The organism is uncultured Porticoccus sp. (assembly GCF_963975625.1).
Lineage (GTDB): Bacteria > Pseudomonadota > Gammaproteobacteria > Pseudomonadales > Porticoccaceae > Porticoccus.
This window is the reverse complement of the sequence record NZ_CAXBHS010000006.1, coordinates 20185-41659: the sequence shown is the minus strand read 5'-3', so window position 1 is coordinate 41659 and position 21475 is coordinate 20185. Positions and strand designations below refer to the sequence as shown.

The 21475-nt window shown below is 52.9% G+C and carries 20 protein-coding genes and 1 other RNA gene; 14 read left to right on the top strand and 7 right to left on the bottom strand.

Annotation, left to right across the window (positions count from 1 at the left end; genetic code table 11):
• Positions 1 to 28: 28 nt before the first annotated feature.
• Positions 29 to 274: a hypothetical protein gene (locus AACZ64_RS07020; protein ID WP_036859421.1), complete on the top strand. Its 246-nt coding sequence runs from the start codon at positions 29 to 31 to the stop codon at positions 272 to 274.
• A complete protein-coding gene (locus AACZ64_RS07015; protein ID WP_160172048.1) occupies positions 274 to 1071 on the top strand; it encodes a competence protein CoiA family protein in 798 nt (265 codons plus the stop codon). Before AACZ64_RS07020 ends, AACZ64_RS07015 begins: the two co-directional genes overlap by 1 nt.
• Before the next feature lie 96 nt (positions 1072 to 1167).
• Here AACZ64_RS07015 and AACZ64_RS07010 read toward each other — a convergent pair whose 3' ends face one another.
• The 3 genes from AACZ64_RS07010 to smpB form a co-directional block, all read right to left on the bottom strand.
• A complete protein-coding gene (locus AACZ64_RS07010) occupies positions 1168 to 2412 on the bottom strand; it encodes an integrase domain-containing protein (RefSeq protein ID WP_036859426.1) in 1245 nt (414 codons plus the stop codon).
• A 166-nt stretch (positions 2413 to 2578) separates the two neighbouring features.
• Positions 2579 to 2956, bottom strand: a transfer-messenger RNA (tmRNA) gene (gene ssrA / locus AACZ64_RS07005).
• A 119-nt stretch (positions 2957 to 3075) separates the two neighbouring features.
• Complete coding sequence (smpB, locus tag AACZ64_RS07000) at positions 3076 to 3555, bottom strand: SsrA-binding protein SmpB (protein WP_036859428.1); 480 nt, start codon at positions 3553 to 3555, stop codon at positions 3076 to 3078.
• A 126-nt stretch (positions 3556 to 3681) separates the two neighbouring features.
• On the opposite strand from smpB, the gene AACZ64_RS06995 reads away from it, so the two are divergent.
• Genes AACZ64_RS06995 through AACZ64_RS06985 form a run of 3 tightly spaced genes read left to right on the top strand, consistent with a single transcriptional unit; the run spans position 3682 to position 5845 of the window.
• Positions 3682 to 5091: a sodium-dependent transporter gene (locus AACZ64_RS06995; RefSeq protein ID WP_339639816.1), complete on the top strand. Its 1410-nt coding sequence runs from the start codon at positions 3682 to 3684 to the stop codon at positions 5089 to 5091.
• The gene (locus AACZ64_RS06990) at positions 5091 to 5528 is read left to right on the top strand and encodes a type II toxin-antitoxin system RatA family toxin (RefSeq protein WP_272993736.1); all 438 of its coding nucleotides are present in this window, start codon (positions 5091 to 5093) and stop codon (positions 5526 to 5528) included. The genes AACZ64_RS06995 and AACZ64_RS06990 overlap by 1 nt, the downstream gene beginning before the upstream one ends.
• Positions 5525 to 5845, top strand: coding sequence for an RnfH family protein (locus AACZ64_RS06985; RefSeq protein WP_293614777.1), 321 nt, complete (start codon positions 5525 to 5527; stop codon positions 5843 to 5845). The genes AACZ64_RS06990 and AACZ64_RS06985 overlap by 4 nt, the downstream gene beginning before the upstream one ends.
• Here AACZ64_RS06985 and AACZ64_RS06980 read toward each other — a convergent pair whose 3' ends face one another.
• A complete protein-coding gene (locus tag AACZ64_RS06980) occupies positions 5846 to 6229 on the bottom strand; it encodes an outer membrane protein assembly factor BamE (RefSeq protein ID WP_339639815.1) in 384 nt (127 codons plus the stop codon). It abuts the gene before it with no gap.
• A gap of 73 nt (positions 6230 to 6302) precedes the next feature.
• Here AACZ64_RS06980 and fur point away from each other — a divergent pair, with 73 nt between their 5' ends.
• Entirely contained in the window at positions 6303 to 6713 is a 411-nt protein-coding gene (gene fur, locus AACZ64_RS06975) for a ferric iron uptake transcriptional regulator (RefSeq protein WP_339639814.1), read from the top strand.
• Between the two features lie 11 nt (positions 6714 to 6724).
• Here the strand turns inward: fur and AACZ64_RS06970 are convergent, their stop codons facing one another.
• Positions 6725 to 7942, bottom strand: a complete 1218-nt coding sequence (locus tag AACZ64_RS06970) for a GGDEF domain-containing protein (protein WP_339639813.1) — start codon at positions 7940 to 7942, stop codon at positions 6725 to 6727.
• A gap of 147 nt (positions 7943 to 8089) precedes the next feature.
• Between AACZ64_RS06970 and AACZ64_RS06965 the strand changes: the two genes are divergently transcribed.
• The gene (locus AACZ64_RS06965; RefSeq protein WP_339639812.1) at positions 8090 to 8875 is read left to right on the top strand and encodes a hypothetical protein; all 786 of its coding nucleotides are present in this window, start codon (positions 8090 to 8092) and stop codon (positions 8873 to 8875) included.
• Here the strand turns inward: AACZ64_RS06965 and AACZ64_RS06960 are convergent.
• Both AACZ64_RS06960 and recN read right to left on the bottom strand, forming a co-directional pair.
• Complete coding sequence (locus AACZ64_RS06960) at positions 8872 to 9249, bottom strand: hypothetical protein (protein WP_293614773.1); 378 nt, start codon at positions 9247 to 9249, stop codon at positions 8872 to 8874. The genes AACZ64_RS06965 and AACZ64_RS06960 overlap by 4 nt on opposite strands.
• Before the next feature lie 341 nt (positions 9250 to 9590).
• Complete coding sequence (gene recN / locus AACZ64_RS06955; protein ID WP_293614772.1) at positions 9591 to 11273, bottom strand: DNA repair protein RecN; 1683 nt, start codon at positions 11271 to 11273, stop codon at positions 9591 to 9593.
• A gap of 155 nt (positions 11274 to 11428) precedes the next feature.
• Between recN and grpE the strand changes: the two genes are divergently transcribed.
• The 7 genes from grpE (at position 11429) to greA (ending at position 21461) form a co-directional block, all read left to right on the top strand.
• Positions 11429 to 12013: a nucleotide exchange factor GrpE gene (gene grpE / locus AACZ64_RS06950; protein WP_293614771.1), complete on the top strand. Its 585-nt coding sequence runs from the start codon at positions 11429 to 11431 to the stop codon at positions 12011 to 12013.
• A gap of 76 nt (positions 12014 to 12089) precedes the next feature.
• Positions 12090 to 14009: a molecular chaperone DnaK gene (gene dnaK / locus AACZ64_RS06945; protein WP_339639811.1), complete on the top strand. Its 1920-nt coding sequence runs from the start codon at positions 12090 to 12092 to the stop codon at positions 14007 to 14009.
• 159 nt (positions 14010 to 14168) lie between these two features.
• A complete protein-coding gene (gene dnaJ, locus AACZ64_RS06940; protein WP_272993722.1) occupies positions 14169 to 15299 on the top strand; it encodes a molecular chaperone DnaJ in 1131 nt (376 codons plus the stop codon).
• A gap of 60 nt (positions 15300 to 15359) precedes the next feature.
• Positions 15360 to 16163, top strand: coding sequence for a 4-hydroxy-tetrahydrodipicolinate reductase (gene dapB, locus AACZ64_RS06935; protein WP_293614770.1), 804 nt, complete (start codon positions 15360 to 15362; stop codon positions 16161 to 16163).
• Positions 16164 to 16499: 336 nt separating this feature from the next.
• Positions 16500 to 17645, top strand: a complete 1146-nt coding sequence (gene carA, locus AACZ64_RS06930) for a glutamine-hydrolyzing carbamoyl-phosphate synthase small subunit (RefSeq protein ID WP_293614769.1) — start codon at positions 16500 to 16502, stop codon at positions 17643 to 17645.
• Between the two features lie 121 nt (positions 17646 to 17766).
• Positions 17767 to 20985 (top strand): carbamoyl-phosphate synthase large subunit, encoded by a 3219-nt coding sequence (gene carB, locus AACZ64_RS06925; protein ID WP_293614768.1) that lies wholly within the window; start codon positions 17767 to 17769, stop codon positions 20983 to 20985.
• A complete protein-coding gene (greA, locus tag AACZ64_RS06920; protein WP_036859453.1) occupies positions 20985 to 21461 on the top strand; it encodes a transcription elongation factor GreA in 477 nt (158 codons plus the stop codon). The genes carB and greA overlap by 1 nt, the downstream gene beginning before the upstream one ends.
• Positions 21462 to 21475 lie beyond the last annotated feature (14 nt).

Here is a 21475-nt window from a genome sequence, read left to right as displayed (position 1 = left end):
GGAGGCTGTAAAAAAGAGGAGGGATTCATTGAAAAAGCCAGCAAGGAAAAATAAGGATAAATTGCCTCCAGCGCCGGAGTTGGCTCCGGAACTGGCTGAGTCACCACCGATTAGTGATGTGTATTTTGCGGAAGAGCATATGCATGAGGTGCTGACCGAGTATTACGGCAAGGAAGAGACTGATAGGGTGAGAAAGCGTATTTATGGGGATAGCAAAAAGCCATGTTCGCAAACTCACATTATTTCCCCTCTCATTTGCTCAATAACTATCTGATGAATGAAGTCGCTCTACCATACGGACTCAAAAACAATGAGCTGGTGCACATCTCTGAGGTAGAAGCAGGGTTGGGATGTGATTGTTTTTGTCCATGTTGCCAGTCCAGGCTTGTTGCAAGGAAAGGCAACGAGAAGAGACATCACTTTGCGCATTATTCGAATGAAGCATGCTCTGGAGGGCTTGAAACGGCTGCTCATCTATTGGCCAAGGATATCTTGAGTAAGGCAGCATACATAGCGCTACCTCCGGTAGAACTATACTTTGAGACTGGTCGGAGGTTGTTGCGTTTATCTGACGCTAGAAAATATAAGATCGACCGCGTGAGGGTGGAGAGTAGCATCGAAAATATAAGGCCTGACCTTATTCTTACGATTGGTGGGCGTGATCTGATTGTTGAAGTGTTTGTAACTCATAAGGTGGATGATGAGAAAGTCAGTCGCATTAAACGACTGGGGGTGTCTGCTATCGAAATAGATTTGAGCCACTCTATTTGGGATGGAACCAGAGAAGATATGTCCTCCTTAGTCGTAGATGAATGGTTTTTTAAGAACTGGATTTTTAATGCTCGAGCTGTTCAGGAGTTCGATCGGTTGATGGGTCTAGCTCTCAAGAAACCCACTATAGTTCGAGGGTTTTCAACGCATGTGGACTTGTGTCCTCTAAAAAAAAGAACATACAAAGGGAGGCCTTATGCGAGCTTTAATGATGACTGTGTAGGCTGCGAGTATCTTTTAGAGGGTATGACTGAAAGAGGCTATATATGCTGTATCGGCCATTTGCCGGATGAGATTTAAGTATTTCTTGATAGGAATAATCACGTCTGAGTGTCTTGTATACGCGAGCTTGGCGCATCTCAGTCCAGAGGTGCTAGATCAAGGTCGGTGCTGAAATTACCCATTGACGACGGAGAGGGCTGCTGTACCGGTGAGGCTCATATTTCCGGTGGCGGCCTTTTCGATATGTTCGCTCCACCAAGTCATGACGGGAATACGACGTTCAATGTATTGGGCGCGGTTATAGGCGTTTCGCACTTCATTTTTTCCGGTATGGGCCAGTGCTGCTTCAATGACTTCTGGGTCAAAGCCCTGTTCATTGAGCGTGGTGCTGGCTAAAGCTCTCATGCCATGTGCTACCAGTTGCTTGTCGAAGCCCATGCGCTTTAGCGCCATATTAGCGGTTTGCGGGTGTGTGTGGGTTCGGAGATTTCTGTCAGAGGGGAATACAAACTCACTGCAGCCACTGATGGGTTTCATCAATTCCAGTAAGCCGACGGTTTGCCGCGTCAACGGGACAGTGTGAGCTTTCTTCTTTTTCATTCGTTCAGCAGGGATATGCCAAAGCTGGTTCTCCAGGTCAATTTCATCCCAGCGAGTACCGGCAGCTTCGCCAGGGCGCATCATCGTATGTAGTTGCCATTCGATCAAACAGCGAGTGGTTAGTTTGATGCTGGCCAAGGATAGGGCCTTCATCAATTCTGGGAGCTGGCTGGGGGCGAGTGTGGGCTGGTGTTGTTTGTCAGGTGTTTGAAAGGCTTTGCTAATACCGGAAAGGGGATTGTTTGGGATCACACCCGTGTTGACTGCAAAGGTCATTATTTCATTCAGGCGTTGGCAGAGCCGTTTAACTGTTTCAAGGCTGCCTTTGGCTGCAATGGGCTTGATGGTGGCAATGGCTTTGACGGCAGTTACCTTGTGAATCGGCATTTTTCCCAATGTAGGGAAGATATGCAGCTCCAGTGAACGCCAGGAGTCATTGGCGTGCTCGGGGGTGACGGTGGTTTTTTTGATCTCCAGCCAGTCACTCGCAATTTTCATCAACGTATTGTTGTGGGCCTCTTCATTGGCTTTGGCCAGTTCATCCCGGTGTTCTTTGGGGTCAATGTCCTTTGCCAGTAGCTTTCTGGCCTCTTCTCGTTTGGCGCGTGCGCCCGCTAATGACAGTGTAGGGTATGCCCCAAGGCTGAGACTGGTACGAACCTTGGTGAAGGGTCGGTGGTAATCCAGCAGCCAAATTTTGGAGCCGTTGGGCTTTACGCGAAGCTGTAAGCCACCCCCATCGGAAAGAGAGTAAACCTTGGCCTTAGGCTTTGCCTGACTGACTTCGGTATTGGTGAGGGGCTTGGTTGTACGGGCCATTTTAGTAGTACCGCTTTGGTTGATAAATTGATGGTACTACAATGGGTACTACTAAAAAAGCTGGATTAGATAGGGTTTGTTAGGATGCTATAGGCGTAAAAAAACCCGTAATTCGTTAAAATTACAGGCTTTTTCGGCCTTCTTGGTAAGGTGTAAAACCTTGAATTGGTGGAGGCGGCGGGAATTGAACCCGCGTCCGTCAGTCCTCTGCCGAGGGATCTACATGCTTAGTACAGTCTATTAAATTTAGCGGGTTGCAACCCGACAGACAGGGCGCGCAAACCGCGATTCCGGTGAGTTTTTAACGAATCCACCCCGGACGAGCTTCATCGCGATCATGTGAGATATGACACCTGATAGCCCCGAAAGGCTCCGGACGCACAAGCACGGCTCCGGTCAGATGGCACCCTACCGGGTATTAAGCGGCGAGTGCGTAGTTGTCGTCGTTGGCAACTATAATTTGCGACTTTGGATTTACGAGATTGGTCGCCATCTCGGCATGCACCCAGGGTTTTGTAACCGGCGTCGAATCCAAATCGCCCCCTGAAACTGCTTTGAGTGTTTCTGTTAAAAAACATCGTCTCAAGTTGGATGTTACCACAGAGACCATTGCTTCATTAGACTTATTCTGTCGATGAAGTTCACTGACAAGGTGTTAATTGATCACCGGGCGCGGCGGACCAGGCGTTGTTTCTGCCGTGCCCAATCACGATTTTTTTCAGTTTCGCGTTTATCGTGTTCTTTTTTGCCCTTGGCGAGAGCGATTTCACACTTCACCAGGTGGTTTTTCCAATACAGTGCAGTGGCTACACAGGTGTAGCCCTTCTGATTGACACCGTTGAACAATTTACCGAGTTCACGCTGATTGAGCAGCAGCTTGCGGGTGCGGCCGGGGTCAGTGACGTAGTGGGTGGACACGGTTCCCAGTGGGGTGATGTGTGAACCGATCAGATAAGCCTCGCCGTCTTTCAGTAATACATAGCTGTCGGTGAGCTGGGCTTTGCCGGCTCGCAGGCTTTTTACTTCCCAGCCCTGCAGAACGAGACCCGCTTCGAATTTTTCCTCGAGCTGGTATTCGTGACGGGCCCGCTTGTTGAGTGCAATGGTGGGGTTTTTTTGAGGGTGTTGGGATTTGTTAGCCATGGGTCGGCATTATAAGGATTGCGTTGGGGTGCGCCTATGGTTTTGTGGCGTTATGCGTGATTGCCCTGGTTTTGTATATCGTGGATTGCCGGTACAATCCGGTCAGTTTTGACAAGGGTATCGCCGATGGCGGAACAACAGCAGCAATCCCCGGCAGAGGTTGATGGGTCTGGATCAGTTCCCGGGGGGCATCCTGTCTGGTCCAGTCGCTGGACCTTTGTGCTGGCGGCAACCGGTTCGGCGGTGGGCCTGGGGAATATCTGGAAGTTTCCCTATATTGCCGGTGAAAATGGCGGTGGCGCTTTTGTGCTGGTGTATCTGCTGTGTATTTTACTGGTAGGCATTCCCGTCATGGTGGCGGAGGTCATGTTGGGTCGGCGGGGCCGACAGAGTCCGATCAATACGATGCGTCGCCTGACTACAGAGGCGGGTCTGGAGCGGCACTGGCATGCGATAGGCTGGCTGGGTGTCATGGCCGGACTGATGATTCTTTCCTATTACGCGGTGATTGCCGGGTGGGCGCTCAATTACATTGGGAAGATGGCCGGTGGTGCATTCCAGGGCGCCAGTGCCGATCAGGTTGCCATTATTTTTGCAGACCTGTTGTCCGACCCGAAAGCGCTGATTCTGTGGCAGACAGTCTTTATGATTCTGACCCTGTTAGTGGTGATTGGCGGGGTAACCCGTGGGCTCGGTGTTGCGGTAAGAGTATTGATGCCGGTGTTGTTTGTGCTGTTGCTGATCCTGTTGGTGTTCGGCATTCAGCGAGGGGACTTTGCCCAGGCTGTCGATTTTCTGTTCAGTTTTAACTATGAGGCGCTGACCTGGGCGGGGGTTCTGGAGGCCATGGGCCATGCGTTTTTTACCCTCAGTCTGGGGATGGGTGCCATTATGGCCTACGGTGCCTACATGCCTGAGCATGCCCGGATTGGTCGTACTGTGCTTGCCGTCGGCTTTCTGGATACGGTGGTGGCGCTGGTTGCCGGGCTGGCCATATTCCCCATTGTGTTTGCGAACCCGTCGATTGCACCCGGAGCGGGCCCGGGATTGCTGTTTGTCAGCTTGCCAATCGCATTTGGCAATATGACGGGAGGATTATTATTTGGCAGCCTGTTCTTTGTGCTGGTGACATTGGCTGCCTGGAGCTCGGCGATCTCGCTGATCGAACCCGCCGTTGCCTATCTCATCGAGTCGAAAAAATTTACCCGTATTACCGCGAACCTGCTGCTCGGAGGTATTGCCTGGGTTGTTGGGCTGGGGAGTGTTTTATCCTTTAATATCTGGGCAGAAAAGCAGGTTGCCGGGTTTAATTTCTTTGAGTTTATGGATTTTCTGACCTCCAGTGTCATGCTGCCACTCACCGGTTTGTTTATCGCCTTGTTTGTGGGCTGGATGATGCGACCGGAGACCGTGCGGGGTGAACTCGCCGATGAGTCGGGTCGGGTCTTTGCGAGCTGGTACTGGATATTGCGATATGTATCGCCTATAGCCGTGGGTATCATTTTTGTGATGGGCCTCTACAAGACATTTTCCTGATGCTGACAACCATAAAACGCAGTGCGCTGGTGATGTTCTCCGCTGAGCAAATGTATGATCTGGTCAACGATGTGAACAGTTACCCACGCTATATGGAAGGCTGTGTCGGAGCCGATATATTAGAGCAGTCAGAGGACGGTATGGTGGCCAGACTAGACTTGAAAAAAGGGGGCATCGGTTACAGTTTTACCACTCGAAATACCCTGAAAAAACCCGAGCAGATTACCATGAGCCTTGAGCAGGGGCCTTTTAAAAAGTTGTCCGGTGAGTGGCACTTTAAACCATTGACGGCAAATGCCTGCAAGGTGATGCTCGACCTGGAATTTGAATTTAACAGTTTGTCGGTAGGGCTTGCCTCCACCAGCCTGTTTACTTCTGTGGCGAACAATCTGGTGGATTCGTTGGCAAGGCGTGCTCAGGAGGTCTACGGTCCGTGAAAGATATTGAGTTGATTACCGTAGAGGTGGCCTATGCGTTGCCTCATCGTCAGCAACTGCTGGCGCTCAAGGTTGCACCCGGAACCACTGCGTATGAGGCGGTTCGACAGTCCGGAATTGTGCAGCAGTTCCCCGAGATTGATCTGGAAAATGTAAAAATGGGTATCTTCGGGCAGGCCCTGGGTACCAAGGGCCTCAATCCGCCAAAGACCTATGTGTTAGAAGCGGGTGATCGGGTCGAAATTTATCGACCCCTGACTGTGGATCCCAAAGAGATTCGCAAACGACGTGCGGCGAAGGCCAGCCAGGGTAATTGATTACTCCGTGGTATCAATATTCACCGCGGTGGGAATAAAGTCACCTCTGAAACCCACCAGTTGGTCGTTTTCAAAGAAAATAGCCATCCGTTCCCTGACTTCTTCGCCGTTGCTGGGCGACAGACTGTAGTAATAGTCCCAGCGGTCTTCATTGAAGGTGTCCGAAATCAGGGGTGTCCCCATCACAAAGCGCACTTGGGACTTGGTCATGCCCGGACGAAGCTGGTCAATCATGTCCTGGGTGATAACATTGCCCTGTTGGATGTCGAACTTATGCACATTGGGCAGTTTGGGCATACTGAAATCCGGCATTGAGACACCTGAGCAGCCGGCGAGTAACGCGGTCATTGCCAGGCAGCAGGTAATTCTTGCAGTAAAATGCATTGGGGGTTCCAGAGTTTTCAGTGAACGGCGATAATACAGAATCAATTGAGTGTATTAAAGAGGCGGTAGCAGAATGAAGGATGAAAACCGGGACTTACGGAAGGCGGGGCTCAAGGTCACCGTACCCCGTCTGAAAATCCTGCAGATTCTTGAGGAAATCGATGAAAGTCACATGAGTGCCGAGGATGTGTACCGCAAATTACTCGAAGCCGGTGACGATGTCAGTATTGCCACGGTATATCGTGTGCTGACCCAGTTCGAGAGTGCCGGCCTGATTACACGCCATAATTTTGACAGCGGGCCGGCAGTTTATGAAATTGATCGGGGCATTCATCACGATCATATGGTGAATGTGGATAGTGGTGATGTGATTGAATTTCAAAGCAGTGAAATTGAAGCGTTGCAGCAAGCGATTGCTACCAAGCATGGGTTCGATCTGGTGGGTCACAATCTGGTGCTCTACGTAAAAAAGGCTAAAAAATAATTGAGGGTTGATTACGCGATTTTGGTCTGATTTCTGCCAGCTTCTTTGGCGCGATACATGGCGCTGTCGGCGGCTTTCATGACGCCATCAAAATGCAGGGCGTCCTGTGCATCGGCAACACCTATACTGACGGTCACCCGGATATTGCCTCGGCGTCGTGAAGCGCCACGCTTCTTTTCACCGCTGGACTGATAGCGCGGCCGATTTTTGTTGTCCCGGGTGGCCATGTCGTAATTTGCAATATTCTTGCGCAGTTGTTCCAGGTAATCGACGACCTGCTCCCGTGTTTTGCCGCGAAACAGCAGGCAAAACTCCTCTCCCCCAAAGCGGTAGGCTCGTCCGCCCCCGCTGACCCGGCGCAGTTGCGCGGCAATGGCACGAAGTACCTGGTCGCCCAGGTCGTGACCATATTGATCATTGATGGATTTGAAATGGTCCACATCCACCATCGCCAATGCATAGTGGTTTCCCATGGTGCGTACATCGCGGAGCAGTGCCCGCCGGTTGGGGATCTGGGTCAGTTCGTCCCGGTACACCATGTTGAGCAGGGCCTGGGTCTGGTTGATAATCAACAGTAATCCGGCGGCAGAAAACATGATTGAGGAAATATGCGGTAACTGAAACCATCCCACGGTGATAAAGCTGAAGAACACGCAGCCTGGCAGACTGCTGTCCAGATACTCCCGGCGAAGCAATGGTAGGATGATGCTGAAGGTATAGACCAGTAGAAACAGTAATCCCGCTGTGGCGGATATCTTCAGGCCGAAAAAAGTACTTTCGTTGATGCCGGGTAGGAGGTGGGAAAACCAGAGGGGTTGCCACTGAAACAGGCTGATGATGATCAGTGCAAAGATTGAGATGAAGGCCGTTAATACCAGAAAAGCCGGGTGTCGCCAGCCGGTGTCGGGGAGAACAATGAACACGCCCAGTATCAGTGGCAGACAAAGTGAGATGAGGCTGAAGATCTGGCTGGCCGGCTCAGCATTCAATGGCGCCTGCAGGAAATGCCGAATCAGCCAGTAGCTGATCAGCATTGTCATGGCCGTACCCAGATTTTTGGATTGGTTTGCCAGTAAAGCCATGAAAGCGGCGAGCCCGCAGACGATGAAGGGCAACTGCTCCAGCAGAGCCCGTTGATCGTTGTTCAATGCGGGGTATTGCCAATAGGTGAAGACTGCCAGCATCAGGCAGAACATCGGGGCGAGCAGGCGAATAATAATTTGTGACATAACTGGCGAGTTGCGTTCGCCTTCCCTGTTCAAAAGATAATCAGTCTAAAAGGTTACGGCTGTTGCGTAAATATCCGTGCGCGAGGGCTGTCTCATCATTTGTGAGTTACACGGCTGTGTTCCAGACTCTATAAAAGCGGTGTGTACATGTGGAAATGGTTGAGAATAACAACAGGGTATTTACTGCTCTTATCCCCGGTTCCTGCAGTAGCAGACCGGTTTTGTTGGTTGCTGGCTGAAACCTATTACGAGCAACTCTACTGTGAAGTGCAGGCTGCGGGTCAGGGGGCTGACTTACCTTCATTGCTGGACTTTCGGCGTAACAACGACAAAATCCAGGCCCTGCTGCTCAGACGACCTGCCACCAGAGCCGGTATTGACGTTGCCGTGCCAGCCGATACCCGACTGCCTGTGCCGGAGATCGTTGAGGCAGCAAAACCCCTCGAGACTGACAACGTACTGGATGGCTGCCAGTTCGATCATCCGTGGTTGATTTGCGAGGGAGTTCGCTATGCGCTGGTGAGCAATCTGGCCAATAGCAGGCTGGCGGGAGGCGTGCTCAAACCATCGAATAAAATGCGCATACCGGCATTTCACGGCGCAACGGATGATCGGGCGACCCGGGCTGATTACCTGGCGGCGGCCTATCGACAATATTTGGAGAAGATGATGGAAATCGGTCTTGGCGGGTCGACGTTCTCCTATGCGAAATTTGTTTATCTGTTTGACGATGTGATGGCCAGGGGGGTGGATTTCGCCCAGCGCTTTGAAACGATGTTTGGTTTCCTGAAGAAGGATAAGCAGCGTCTGGCTGTTAACGAGTCACAGCCAGACTCACTGGCGCTGCAGTTGGAGCATTGTGATCAGGTTGGGCGGCAACTGGTGGCATGCAATAACGGCAGAAAGAATTATCTGTTTCGCCGACAGGATTAATCGATCCGCTCTGCGCGTCCGTATTCGATCACCCGCGAAGGTTTGGCTGACAATACCCGGTATGCCTTGAGCATATTAAACATGGCGTGGCCGAGGTGCTGTTCTGCCATGGCCAGTTCGCGGGCAGTGATCATCTCACGTTCGTGATTGCTCAGGTTGGCGGGGTCGCCGCCAATTTCCGAATCAATACGTTGCATTAGCTGATCGATAAACAGTTGGCTGTCTCCGCAGGACCGGTGTAAGCCGCCGGCATATTGTTTCACTGTTCCGGGGAGGTCGCGCATTGCCTGAAAAGAGGCTTTGGTATTTCGTATGGCCAGTCTGGCCGGCAACATGCTCAGGTTAAAGCTCGCTGATAAAAACTGGTGGATCATAACTGGCTCCTTCCGGGTTTCTTTGCGGAAATATCAGTATAGCAGAGGTCTGCGGTCGACAATCCACGGGTCTACCTCAAAAGGAATTACACGTGCCTGGTACATGTGGCGATACGTTGGAACGGCCAGCTTGACACTTGAATGTTTTGCGAGCTCATCAACCGGGTTAGCCGATCATCGAGGCGGCGGCAATGAGCAATAGCATGATGCCAACGCCTATCAGTACCAATTTTCCAACTCTGGCCAGGGTTTCTGTATCTTCTTTCTGCACGGTAACACCCTATTATTATGGAGAAAGGGCCCAGCATAGCGGTTTGAATACTTAAAATTATTGATCTGTATCAAGCGGTTTGCTCACCCAATTGTAGCATTTCCCTGGCATGATTGAGGCTGGTATCGGTCGTTCTGGCACCGCCGAGCATGCGTGCGATTTCATTGGTGCGGTCAGCTCCTGAAAGCGACTGGATGCTGCTGTTGGCAGAATGTTCGTGGGTGGTTTTTGTTACCAGCAGGTGGTGGTGAGCGCAAGCGGCAACCTGTGGCAGATGCGTTACACAAATAACCTGTCCCTGCCCGCCGAGCTGGCGTAACAGTTTGCCCACCACATCTGCAGTGGCGCCACCGATGCCCACATCCACCTCGTCGAAAATCAGGGTGGGGACCGCCGAATGGTTTGCGGCGATAACCTGGATAGCCAAACTGATTCGTGAAAGCTCGCCACCGGATGCGATTTTGGCGAGGGATCTCGGTGGCTCGCCGGGATTGGTGGTGATCAGAAATTCGATGGTCTCCATGCCATTGGCTGTTAATTGCCCCGATTTGACCGGGGTAAGTTGGGGTATGAATTGTGTGCCATCCATCGAAAGTGCCGAAAACTGCTGTTCAACCAGCGCAGAAAATTCAGTTGCTGCGGCTGTTCGGCGGGCCGTGAGATTTTCTGCCAGCGCGAGGTACTGGTCGGAGAGAGTGGCGGCCTGTTGTCGAAGCTTTTCAATACTGCCCTCGCCACCGGCGAGATTATCCAGTTCTTCCTGTAGCGCCAGATGTTTGGCCGGTAGCGCTGGTGGGTCGATGCGGTGTTTGCGCGCCAACTGATAGATGGCGCTCAAGCGTGTTTCCAGTTGCAGTAGCCGCTCCGGGTCCAGTTCGAATTTGTCCAGGTGTTGCTGGATTTCACGGCTGGCTTCCGCCACTTCAATGGCCGCACTGTTCAGCAGCTTTTCTGCCTCGATCAGCTCGGCAGGTTTGCCGGGCATGTTGGCCAGCAACTGTAAGGCCTTGCCTAGGCTGTCTTGCAAGTTGAAGTCTTCGGCTTCACAGCAGAGCTGTAACAGTGCCCCGCTGTCCCTGAGTATGGCCTCTGCATTTCCCAATTGCTGTTGCTGTTGTTCCAGCTGCTCCAGCTCACCTTCTGCCAGGGAGAGTTCATCCAGTTCCGATAACTGAAATGTGAGCAGTTCCCGTCTGGCATTCAGTTCGTCTGTGGCGTTCTCCAGTTTATCCAGCAGTTGTGTTGTGGTCGCCCACTGTTGATAAATCTGCCGCAACTCGCCAGCCAGCTCCGAACACCCGGCAAAGCTGTCCAGTATTTTGTGATGAGTCTCCTTGCGCAACAGGGACTGGTGTTCATGCTGGCTGTGAATGTCGATCAGCATCTCGCCAAGATCACGCAGCTGCTGCATGGTGGCGGCCTGGCCATTGATGTAGCCCCGGGATCGGCCTTCGCGGGTCAACAGCCTCCGCAATAATACTTCGTCACCGTTTTCGGCAAAATCGTTATCGACCAACCACTGTCGGGTCGCTGCAATCTCTGTCAGATCAAATAATGCCGAGACCTCGGCGCGCTCCTGACCCTGGCGAATCCGATCTGTATCGGCGCGATCTCCCAGCGCCATTGCCAGGGCGTCGAGCACCAGGGACTTGCCTGCGCCGGTTTCGCCGGTTAGTGCTGTCATGCCAGCGCCGAAATCCACTTCGAGGGATTCCACCAGCGTGAAATGTTTGACTGTCAGGGTAGTAAGCACCAGTAATGCCTGTTTGTGTGAAGTGACATCAGAAGAGCAATGTTATACACAATTTTTCAACGCGTCTGCCCTTGAAACATGGGTCAATGGCCCAATATAGCGGGTTGAAGCAAAGTCCTGAAGCAGCGTATTCAACAGAAGAAGGGAGATGTTGCGTGTCAACAGAACAAAATCATCAGGAGCCGGATCCGCAGGATCCCGGTTCAGAGGACGCCGCTGAGTCGCGGCCTGAAACAGAGCAGTCAGATGCGCAGTCAGCAACCGGCGAGGTTGAACAGTTGACGACCGATCTGGCCAACGCCAAGGATCAGGTACTGAGAACCCACGCGGAAATGCAGAACCTGCGACGGCGTATGGAACGCGATGTGGAAAACGCCCACAAATATGCTCTCGAAAAGTTTGTCGGTGAGCTGCTGCCAGTGGTCGATAACCTTGAACGCTCCATTCAGGCAATGGCGGATGTCGATGGCGACTTCAAGGCGGTCAGTGACGGCATTGAGCTCACCTTAAAGAGCTTTCAGGATGTGCTGGCTCGCTTCAAGGTGGAGGCCGTCGATCCCGGCGGTGAGGCGTTTAACCCCGACCTTCATCAGGCGATGAGCATGCTTGAAGTGCCGGATGCAAAACCCAATACCGTCATTGATGTGTTCCAGAAGGGTTACACCCTCAATGGCCGGCTGATTCGCCCCGCCATGGTGGTGGTTGCCAAATCAGTGGCAAATAAAGGCAGTGAGCCTTGAAATTCCGCAATGCGGGCCAATATACAGACTCAGAAACCAATTTTTACCAGTTTAAGCAAACCCGGAGAAACAGATAATGGGCAAGATAATCGGAATTGACCTCGGCACCACTAACTCTTGTGTGGCTGTACTTGAGGGCGACAAGCCGAAAGTGATCGAAAATGCCGAGGGAACGCGTACCACGCCTTCAATCGTCGCATTTGCCGAAGACAATGAAATCCTGGTGGGCCAGTCAGCCAAACGCCAGGCAGTGACTAATCCCAGTAATACCCTGTTCGCCGTCAAGCGGCTAATTGGTCGTCGTTTTGATGATGATGTCGTGCAGAAAGACATCAAGATGGTGCCTTACAAAATTGTCAAGGCGGACAATGGTGATGCCTGGGTGGAAGTGAAAGGTGACAAAAAAGCGCCGCCGCAGATTTCAGCCGAAGTGCTGAAAAAAATGAAGAAGACGGCTGAAGATTATCTGGGCGAGAAAGTTACTGAAGCTGTCATCACAGTGCCGGCTTATTTTAATGACTCCCAACGGCAGGCAACCAAGGATGCCGGTCGGATCGCAGGTCTTGATGTCAAGCGCATCATCAATGAGCCCACTGCGGCTGCGCTTGCCTACGGCATGGACCGCGATCCAGGTGATCGCGTTGTGGCAGTCTTCGATCTGGGTGGCGGTACCTTTGATATCTCGATAATCGAGATTGCCGATGTGGATGGTGAGCATCAGTTTGAAGTGCTGTCCACGAATGGTGACACATTCCTCGGGGGTGAAGATTTTGACCTGCGATTGATCGAGTACCTGGCCGCCGAGTTCAAAAAGGACAGCGGCATAGACCTGCACAGCGATCCGCTTGCGCTACAACGTCTCAAAGAGGCTGCGGAAAAAGCCAAGATTGAGCTGTCGTCCAGTCAGCAAACTGAAGTGAATTTACCCTACATTACTGCCGATGCTACCGGTCCGAAACACCTGGTGGTCAAGTTGACTCGCTCCAAACTCGAGTCTCTGGTGGAAGAGCTGGTTGCCCGCTCCATGGAGCCGGTGAAAGTGGCACTGAAAGACGCCGGTAAATCCGCCTCGGAAATTGATGATGTGATTCTGGTGGGCGGTCAAACCCGGATGCCGCTGGTACAAAAATATGTCACTGAATTCTTTGGTAAAGAGCCGCGCAAGGATGTTAACCCCGACGAAGCTGTTGCCGTTGGTGCTGCAATTCAGGCTGCAGTCATGTCTGGTGATGTAAAGGATGTGCTGTTGCTGGATGTGACACCCCTGACCCTGGGTATTGAAACCATGGGTGGTGTGGCGACACCTCTGATCGAGAAAAATACCACGATTCCGACGAAAAAATCGCAAATCTTTTCCACGGCGGATGATAACCAGCAAGCAGTAACGGTTCACGTCGTACAGGGTGAGCGCAAGCAGGCAGCCGGCAATAAGTCATTGGGCCGTTTTGACCTGGCTGACATTCCCCCGGCACCTCGCGGCATGCCTCAGATTGAGGTGACTTTTGACCTTGATGCGAACGGCATTCTCAATGTCAGTGCCAAGGACAAGGCTACCGGCAAAGAGCAGTCCATTATCATCAAAGCGTCCTCTGGCCTCTCCGATGACGAAATCGACAACATGGTCAAGGATGCCGAGGCAAATGCCGCCGAGGACAAGAGATTTGAAGAGCTGGTGAGTTCCCGCAATGCTGCGGACGGCCTGGCCCATGCCGCCAGAAAAACGCTGGAAGAAGCGGGCGACAAGGCCAGCGCTGAAGAGAAAGAGGCGATTGAGTCTGCTATCAAAGGCGTGGAAGATGCCGTCAAAAGTGATGACAAGGAGGGGATCGATGCCGCCGCGAACACGCTTTCCGAGGCCTCTGCTGCGCTGGCACAGAAACTTTACGCCGAACAGGCTGAGGCTCAACCTGAGGGGGCAGAGTCGGCCGAGGGTAGCACGTCTGATGACGCAGTGGATGCTGAATTCGAAGAAGTGAAAGACGACAAAAACAAGTAAGGCTTGTCTTACTTGGAATGCCCGGCATGCCAGTGCCGAAAGCAGGCGCGGTTTCCAGTCCGCGCCTTGCCGTGTCCGGTGTGCTGCCAAGGCAGTGCACCGGACAACATGATAATTACTGCCTCTGGCAGTAAACCCAACCAGAGAAGTTGAAACGCAATGGCCAAACGCGATTATTACGAAATTCTCGGTGTTGCCAAAAACGCCTCCGCTGACGAAGTTAAAAAAGCCTACCGCCGGATTGCGATGAAAAATCACCCGGATCGGAATCCGGACAACAAGGCGGCGGAAGATGTATTCAAGGAGGCTACCGAGGCCTATGAGGTGCTTTCCGATAAAGAGAAGAAAGCGGCCTATGATCAATACGGTCATGCTGGGGTGGATCCCAATGCCGGATTTGGCGGTGGTCAGGGTGGCCCCGGGTTCGGTGGTTTCAGCGATATTTTCGGCGATGTTTTCGGCGATATTTTCGGCGGTGGTGGCCGCGGCAGGGGCGGTCCTATGCGGGGTTCAGACCTGCGCTATGATATGCAGCTCGACCTCGAAGATGCGGTAAAAGGTAAAACGGTCCAGATCAGGGTGCCCACTCTGGTCAATTGTAAAACCTGCGACGGCTCCGGTGCCAAAAAAGGCAGTACGCCAACCACTTGTGGTACTTGCGGTGGTCATGGCCAGGTGCGTATGTCGCAGGGTTTCATTGCTGTTCAGCAGACCTGCCCGACCTGTCGCGGTCGTGGTCAGGTTATTTCTGATCCCTGTGGCGTTTGCCATGGTCAGGGTCGCGTACAGGAAAGCAAGACGCTGTCTGTCAAGGTTCCTGCCGGTGTTGATACCGGTGACCGCATTCGTCTGGCGGGTGAAGGCGAGGCCGGGCCGGAAGGTGGTCCTCCGGGCGATCTTTACGTTCAGATCCACGTTCGCGAGCACTCGCTGTTCAAGCGTGAGGGTAGAAACCTGTATTGCGAGGTGCCGATCAGTATTGTGGATGCCATTCTGGGTGGAGAAATTGAGGTGCCGACGCTGGATGGCCGGGTGAAATTAAAAATTCCGCCTGAAACTCAGACTGATCGAGTCTTTCGTCTGCGGGGCAAGGGCGTTGCCAGCGTGCGCGGTGGTGGTCCCGGAGATCTCCTGTGCCGGGTTGTCCTCGAGACCCCGGTGAATCTCAATGCCGAACAGAAAGAATTGTTGCGCCAGCTCCAGGAAAGTCTTGAAAAAGGCAAGCACTCACCCAAAAGAGCGTCCTGGTTTGAAGGTGTGAAAAAATTCTTTGATGGCTTTACGATATAGTGATTATCTGCGCATGTGACCTCCTTCAGGTCACCTGTGCCATCACCATGAGATATATCAATGACGCGAATAGCAGTTACCGGCGCTGCCGGGCGTATGGGAAAGGCGCTGATTGAAGCGGTCACTCTGAATCCCTCTATGCAGCTCACGGTTGCCTTGGAGCGGCCTGGCAGTTCCCTGATAGGGGTTGATGCCGGTGAGCTGGCGGGTGTCGGTTCCAATGGTGTCAAGGTGCTCGGTGATATCCGTCAGGCACTGGAACAATTTGATGTGCTGATCGATTTCACCGCCCCCGATGCCACACTTGTGAATGTCGAGGCCTGTGCCGCCAGTGGTCGCAAAATGGTGATAGGTACCACCGGTTTTACCCCGGAGCAGCGCGCTCAACTGATTTCCCATGCGGACCGCACTGCCTTGTGTATGGCATCCAACTTCAGTACCGGCGTAAATTTGTGTTTCAAATTGCTGGATATGGCGGCCAGCGTGCTGGGTGATGAAGTCGATATTGAGATTTACGAGGCCCACCACCGCCATAAGGTTGATGCCCCCTCAGGTACTGCACTGAGTATGGGGGATGTGGTCGCCAGTGCACTGGGTCGTGATCTGAGTGAAGTTGCCGTCTACGGTCGCGAGGGGCAGACGGGTGCGCGTGATCGGCAGACCATCGGTTTTGCCACTGTCCGGGCCGGTGATATTGTTGGCGACCACACGGTGATGTTTGCGGCTGAAGGGGAGCGAGTGGAAATTACCCACAAAGCCTCGAGTCGTATGTCGTTTGCCCGCGGTGCCGTTCGCGCCGCTGGCTGGCTACAGGAAAAACAAACCGGCCTGTTCGATATGCAGGATGTCTTGGGGTTGAAATAGACGGTGTGCCAATCAAGCGGAGACTTCGCTCTTCTGTTGTTAGCTTGCCAATCTCCAGTGTGCACCCGGTTTTTTTGCCCCCGACCAGCCGCTTGGAAACGGATTAGCACTGGACATCGGCATGCCTCTTGCCTAGAATATCGAGCTAGTTTCTGCTGATGTGAAACGCCCTGCAAAGACACAGGTGAAAAGCGCGATTGAATGATTTGAAAGCGAGGTGAGACGTACGGTTTCATCTCGCTTTTTTGCAGCCTGATATCATTGAAATCAATGGGTTAGTTTTTGATACGGGCAATTCCTGCAGTTCTGGATTCCCGGTAATTTGAGGAGGTTGCTTTGAATACCGATAGCCATCGGTCCGCCATTCTTGCACTTGAGGATGGCACTGTTTTCGAAGGCATTGCCATTGGTGCGGAGGGTGTTTCCAGTGGTGAGGTGGTATTCAATACAGCATTGACGGGATACCAGGAAATTCTCACTGATCCCTCCTATGCCCGCCAGATCGTGACACTGACCTACCCACACATTGGTAATACCGGTGTCAATGATGAGGACAACGAGTCTGACCGGATCTGGGCTGCGGGCTTGGTAATCCGGGATTTGCCGTTGATGGCAAGTAATTTTCGGTCCCGTCAATCGCTCGACGCCTATCTGAAGGCAAATAACATTCTCGGTATTGCCAATATAGATACTCGCAAACTGACGCGAATTCTGCGGGAGAAGGGTGCCCAGAATGGTTGTCTGATGGCGGGTTCTGTCGATCAGGCAAAGGCCTTGTCTTCGGCAAGAAGTTTTGCTGGTCTAAAGGGCATGGATCTGGCCCGGGAAGTGACGACCGCAAAATCCTACCTTTGGCGGGAGGGTACCTGGCGACTCGGACAGGGTTGTTCAGTCCCCTCGGAAAAACCCTACAATGTTGTTGCCTACGATTTCGGCACGAAGCGAAATATTCTGCGTATGCTGGTGGATCGTGGCGCCAATTTGACGGTGGTCCCTGCGGAGACACCTGCCGCCGAGGTGTTGGCCATGAACCCGGACGGTGTGTTTCTCTCGAACGGCCCCGGCGACCCGGAACCCTGCGATTATGCCATCCGGGCCATTCGCGATATTCTCGACTACGATATCCCGGTGTTTGGTATTTGCCTGGGTCACCAGCTGTTGGCCCTGGCCAGCGGTGCGAGAACTGTAAAAATGAAATTTGGCCACCACGGTGCCAATCATCCGGTGAGAAGTCTTGATGACGGGCTGGTATTGATTACCAGTCAGAACCACGGCTTCGCGGTGGACGAACAGACATTACCCGACAATCTGCGTGCAACCCACCGATCATTGTTCGATGGATCATTGCAGGGCCTGCACCGCACTGACAGGCCGGCCTTCAGTTTTCAGGGGCACCCGGAAGCCAGCCCTGGTCCCCATGACGCTGCGCCACTGTTCGATCTTTTTTTTGAGCTGATCCGGGCCAGGCAGACCAAGGGCTAGTGCACGAATCCAGGTAAGCGGAGAGCCACAGTCGCTCCTGGTTACTGCTAAGTGGTTGTGACCTGCATTGCGTCCAGCAGGTAGTCCAAGCTAACGACAATTGCCATACTGACGATAATTTATGCCAAAAAGAACCGATCTTAAAAGTATCCTGATCCTCGGCGCCGGCCCCATTGTTATCGGGCAGGCCTGCGAGTTTGATTACTCGGGTGCACAGGCCTGTAAAGCCCTGCGAGAAGAGGGTTATCGGGTGATTCTGGTGAACTCGAATCCGGCGACGATCATGACGGATCCGTCCATGGCGGATGCGACCTACATCGAGCCTGTGGAATGGCGGACCGTGGCCAAAATTATTGAGCAGGAGCGTCCCGATGCTCTGCTGCCCACAATGGGCGGGCAGACTGCACTCAATTGTGCCCTGGATCTGGCTCGCGAAGGTGTGCTCGAGAAATTTGGTGTCGATATGATCGGGGCTGATCAGGATGCTATCGATAAGGCCGAGGATCGCAATCGTTTTGACAAAGCCATGAAGGCAATCGGGCTGGCAACGCCCAAGGCCGTTATCGTGCACAGCCTTGAGGAGGCACTACAGGTGCCGGACCAGTTCGGTTACCCCTGTATTATTCGTCCGTCCTTCACTATGGGTGGTTCGGGTGGTGGTATTGCCTATAACCGCGAAGAGTTTGAAGAAATCTGTCGCCGGGGGCTGGACCTCTCTCCCACCAAGGAACTCCTGATTGACGAGTCCCTTATTGGCTGGAAAGAATACGAAATGGAAGTGGTGCGGGACAGGAATGACAACTGCATCATCATCTGTTCCATCGAAAATCTGGACCCCATGGGTGTACATACCGGTGATTCAATTACCGTAGCCCCGGCCCAGACCCTCACCGACAAGGAATATCAGATCATGCGCAACGCTTCCATCGCGGTGTTGCGGGAAATTGGCGTGGAGACCGGTGGCTCCAACGTACAGTTTGCCGTGAACCCGGTGGACGGTCGGTTGGTGGTGATTGAAATGAACCCCAGGGTGTCGCGTTCCTCTGCCCTGGCCTCCAAGGCGACGGGCTTCCCGATTGCCAAGGTGGCGGCGAAACTGGCGGTGGGATATACCCTGGATGAGTTGCAGAACGATATTACGGGGGGTGCCACCCCGGCTTCCTTTGAGCCCAGTATCGACTATGTGGTCACCAAGATTCCCCGTTTTGCCTTTGAGAAATTCAGTGCAGCCAATGCCAAACTGACCACGCAGATGAAGTCGGTGGGCGAGGTCATGGCGATTGGCCGTACTTTTCAGGAATCCCTCCAAAAAGCACTCCGTGGCCTGGAGGTCGGGTCTGCCGGATTTGAACCCAAGGTGGATGTCAATACTGACGAGGGCCTGAATGAGTTGCGGGAGCAGCTCAGTGATCCGGGCGCAGAGCGTATCTGGTTCGTGGGTGATGCGTTTCGCGCTGGCATGTCCGTGGATGACGTGTTTGATCTCTGCGCTATTGACCCCTGGTTTCTGGCGCAGATTGAAGATTTGATCAGGGAAGAGCAAAAATTGGAGGGCCGGACACTGGGGAGTCTTGATGCCGACCAGTTGTATGCCCTTAAACGCAAAGGCTTTTCCGATATTCGGCTGGCGAGCCTGCTCAACAGTTCGGAGACCGCCGTGTGCGAGAGGCGTAGAGCCCTGAACATCCACCCGGTTTATAAGCGGGTGGATACCTGTGCTGCAGAGTTCGCCACCGCTACGGCGTATATGTACTCCAGCTATGAAGAGGAGTGTGAATCACAGCCTTCAGACCGCAATAAAATTCTGGTTCTGGGTGGTGGTCCCAACCGTATTGGCCAAGGCATTGAGTTTGATTACTGTTGTGTGCACGCGGCGCTGGCCATGCGTGAGGACGGTTACGAAACGATCATGATCAACTGTAACCCCGAGACGGTATCAACGGATTACGATACTTCGGACCGTCTCTATTTCGAGCCTGTCACCCTCGAGGATGTGCTGGAAATAGTGCGGATTGAAAAGCCGGTCGGTGTGATCGTGCAGTTTGGAGGGCAGACGCCGCTGAAACTGGCACGCGCACTGGAGGCACAGGGTGTGCCCATTATCGGTACCACCCCCGATGCCATCGACCGGGCAGAAGATCGTGAACGATTCCAGCAGATGATTCACAAGTTGGGATTATTGCAGCCGGCCAATGCCATTGTCCGCTCTGCTGAGGAAGCGATTGCCGCAGCTGCCGGGATCGGTTATCCGCTGGTCGTCAGGCCGTCCTATGTGCTCGGTGGGCGTGCTATGGAAATTGTCTATCGGGAGGAAGAGCTGCAACGCTATATGAATCAAGCAGTGAGGGTCTCTGAAGACGCTCCGGTACTACTTGATTACTTCCTTTCTTCGGCGGTAGAAGTAGACATCGATGCTGTCTCGGATGGTGAGCACGTGGTGATTGGTGCCATCATGCAGCATATTGAGCAGGCGGGTATTCACTCGGGTGACTCTGCCTGTGCGTTGCCGCCCTACAGTTTGCCTGATGATGTACAAGATGAAATGCGCGAAACGGTCAAGGCAATGGCCGTGGAGCTGAATGTCAAGGGGCTTATGAACGTCCAGTTGGCGTGGCAGGATGGCAAGGTCTACGTGATTGAAGTCAATCCGCGGGCCTCCCGCACCGTACCGTTTGTCTCAAAATGTATCGGGACATCGCTGGCAAAAGTGGCGGCACGTTGTATGGTGGGTGTATCGCTGGCGGAGCAAAATTTTACTACCGAGATTATCCCCGATTATTTCAGTGTCAAAGAAGCGGTCTTACCGTTCAATAAATTTCCCGGCATTGATCCCATTCTTGGACCGGAGATGAAGTCCACCGGGGAAGTGATGGGTGTAGGCGATACGTTCGCGGAAGCCTATGCCAAGGCGGAACTGGGTGCCAGTGATCCGATTCCGACTTCGGGAACTGCCTTCCTCAGTGTTCGGGAGCCGGACAAAGCCGGGATTGCGGCGGTGGCTCGCAGCCTGATCAATAGCGGGTTCAATCTGGTGGCCACCAGTGGAACCGCCCAGGTGATTGAAGATGCAGGGTTGCCGGTTGAACGGGTCAATAAAGTGAAACAGGGGCGTCCTCATATCGTGGATATGATCAAAAATGATCAAATCAGCCTGATCGTCAATACCACAGAGGGTCGCCAGGCGATTGCCGACTCCTCTACCATACGATCCAGTGCGGAGCAGCGGGGGGTGTATTACACAACAACACTCGCTGGTGGTCAGGCGGTCTGTATGGCCCTTGAACAGAGTGGAGAAATTAAAGTCCGTCGGTTGCAGGAATTGCACGAGAGGAATCAGTAATGCAAAAGATACCCATGACAGTTGAAGGCGCGGCAAAACTTCGCCAGGAACTGGATAACCTGAAAAAAGTAGAGCGTCCCCGGATTGTTGCGGCCATAGCAGAGGCCCGTGCACACGGTGATTTAAAGGAAAACGCAGAATATCATGCCGCTCGGGAGCAGCAGAGTTTTGCCGAAGGGCGTATACAGGAAATAGAAAGCAAGCTGAGCAACGCCCAGATTATTGATATCAAGAAGATTCCACAGGGTGATAAAGTGATTTTTGGCTGCACTGTGGATCTGATCAACCTGGATACCGAGGAGCGCGTGACCTACAAGATTGTTGGCGATGATGAATCGGACGTAAAGTTGAACATGATTTCTTACCAGTCACCGATCGTCCGCGCGATGATAGGCAAGGAAGTTGGTGACATTGTGGTCGTTAAAACACCGGCCGGTGACGTGGAATATGAGCTTGATGATGTTCGGCATACCTGATGCCGAACGCCGCA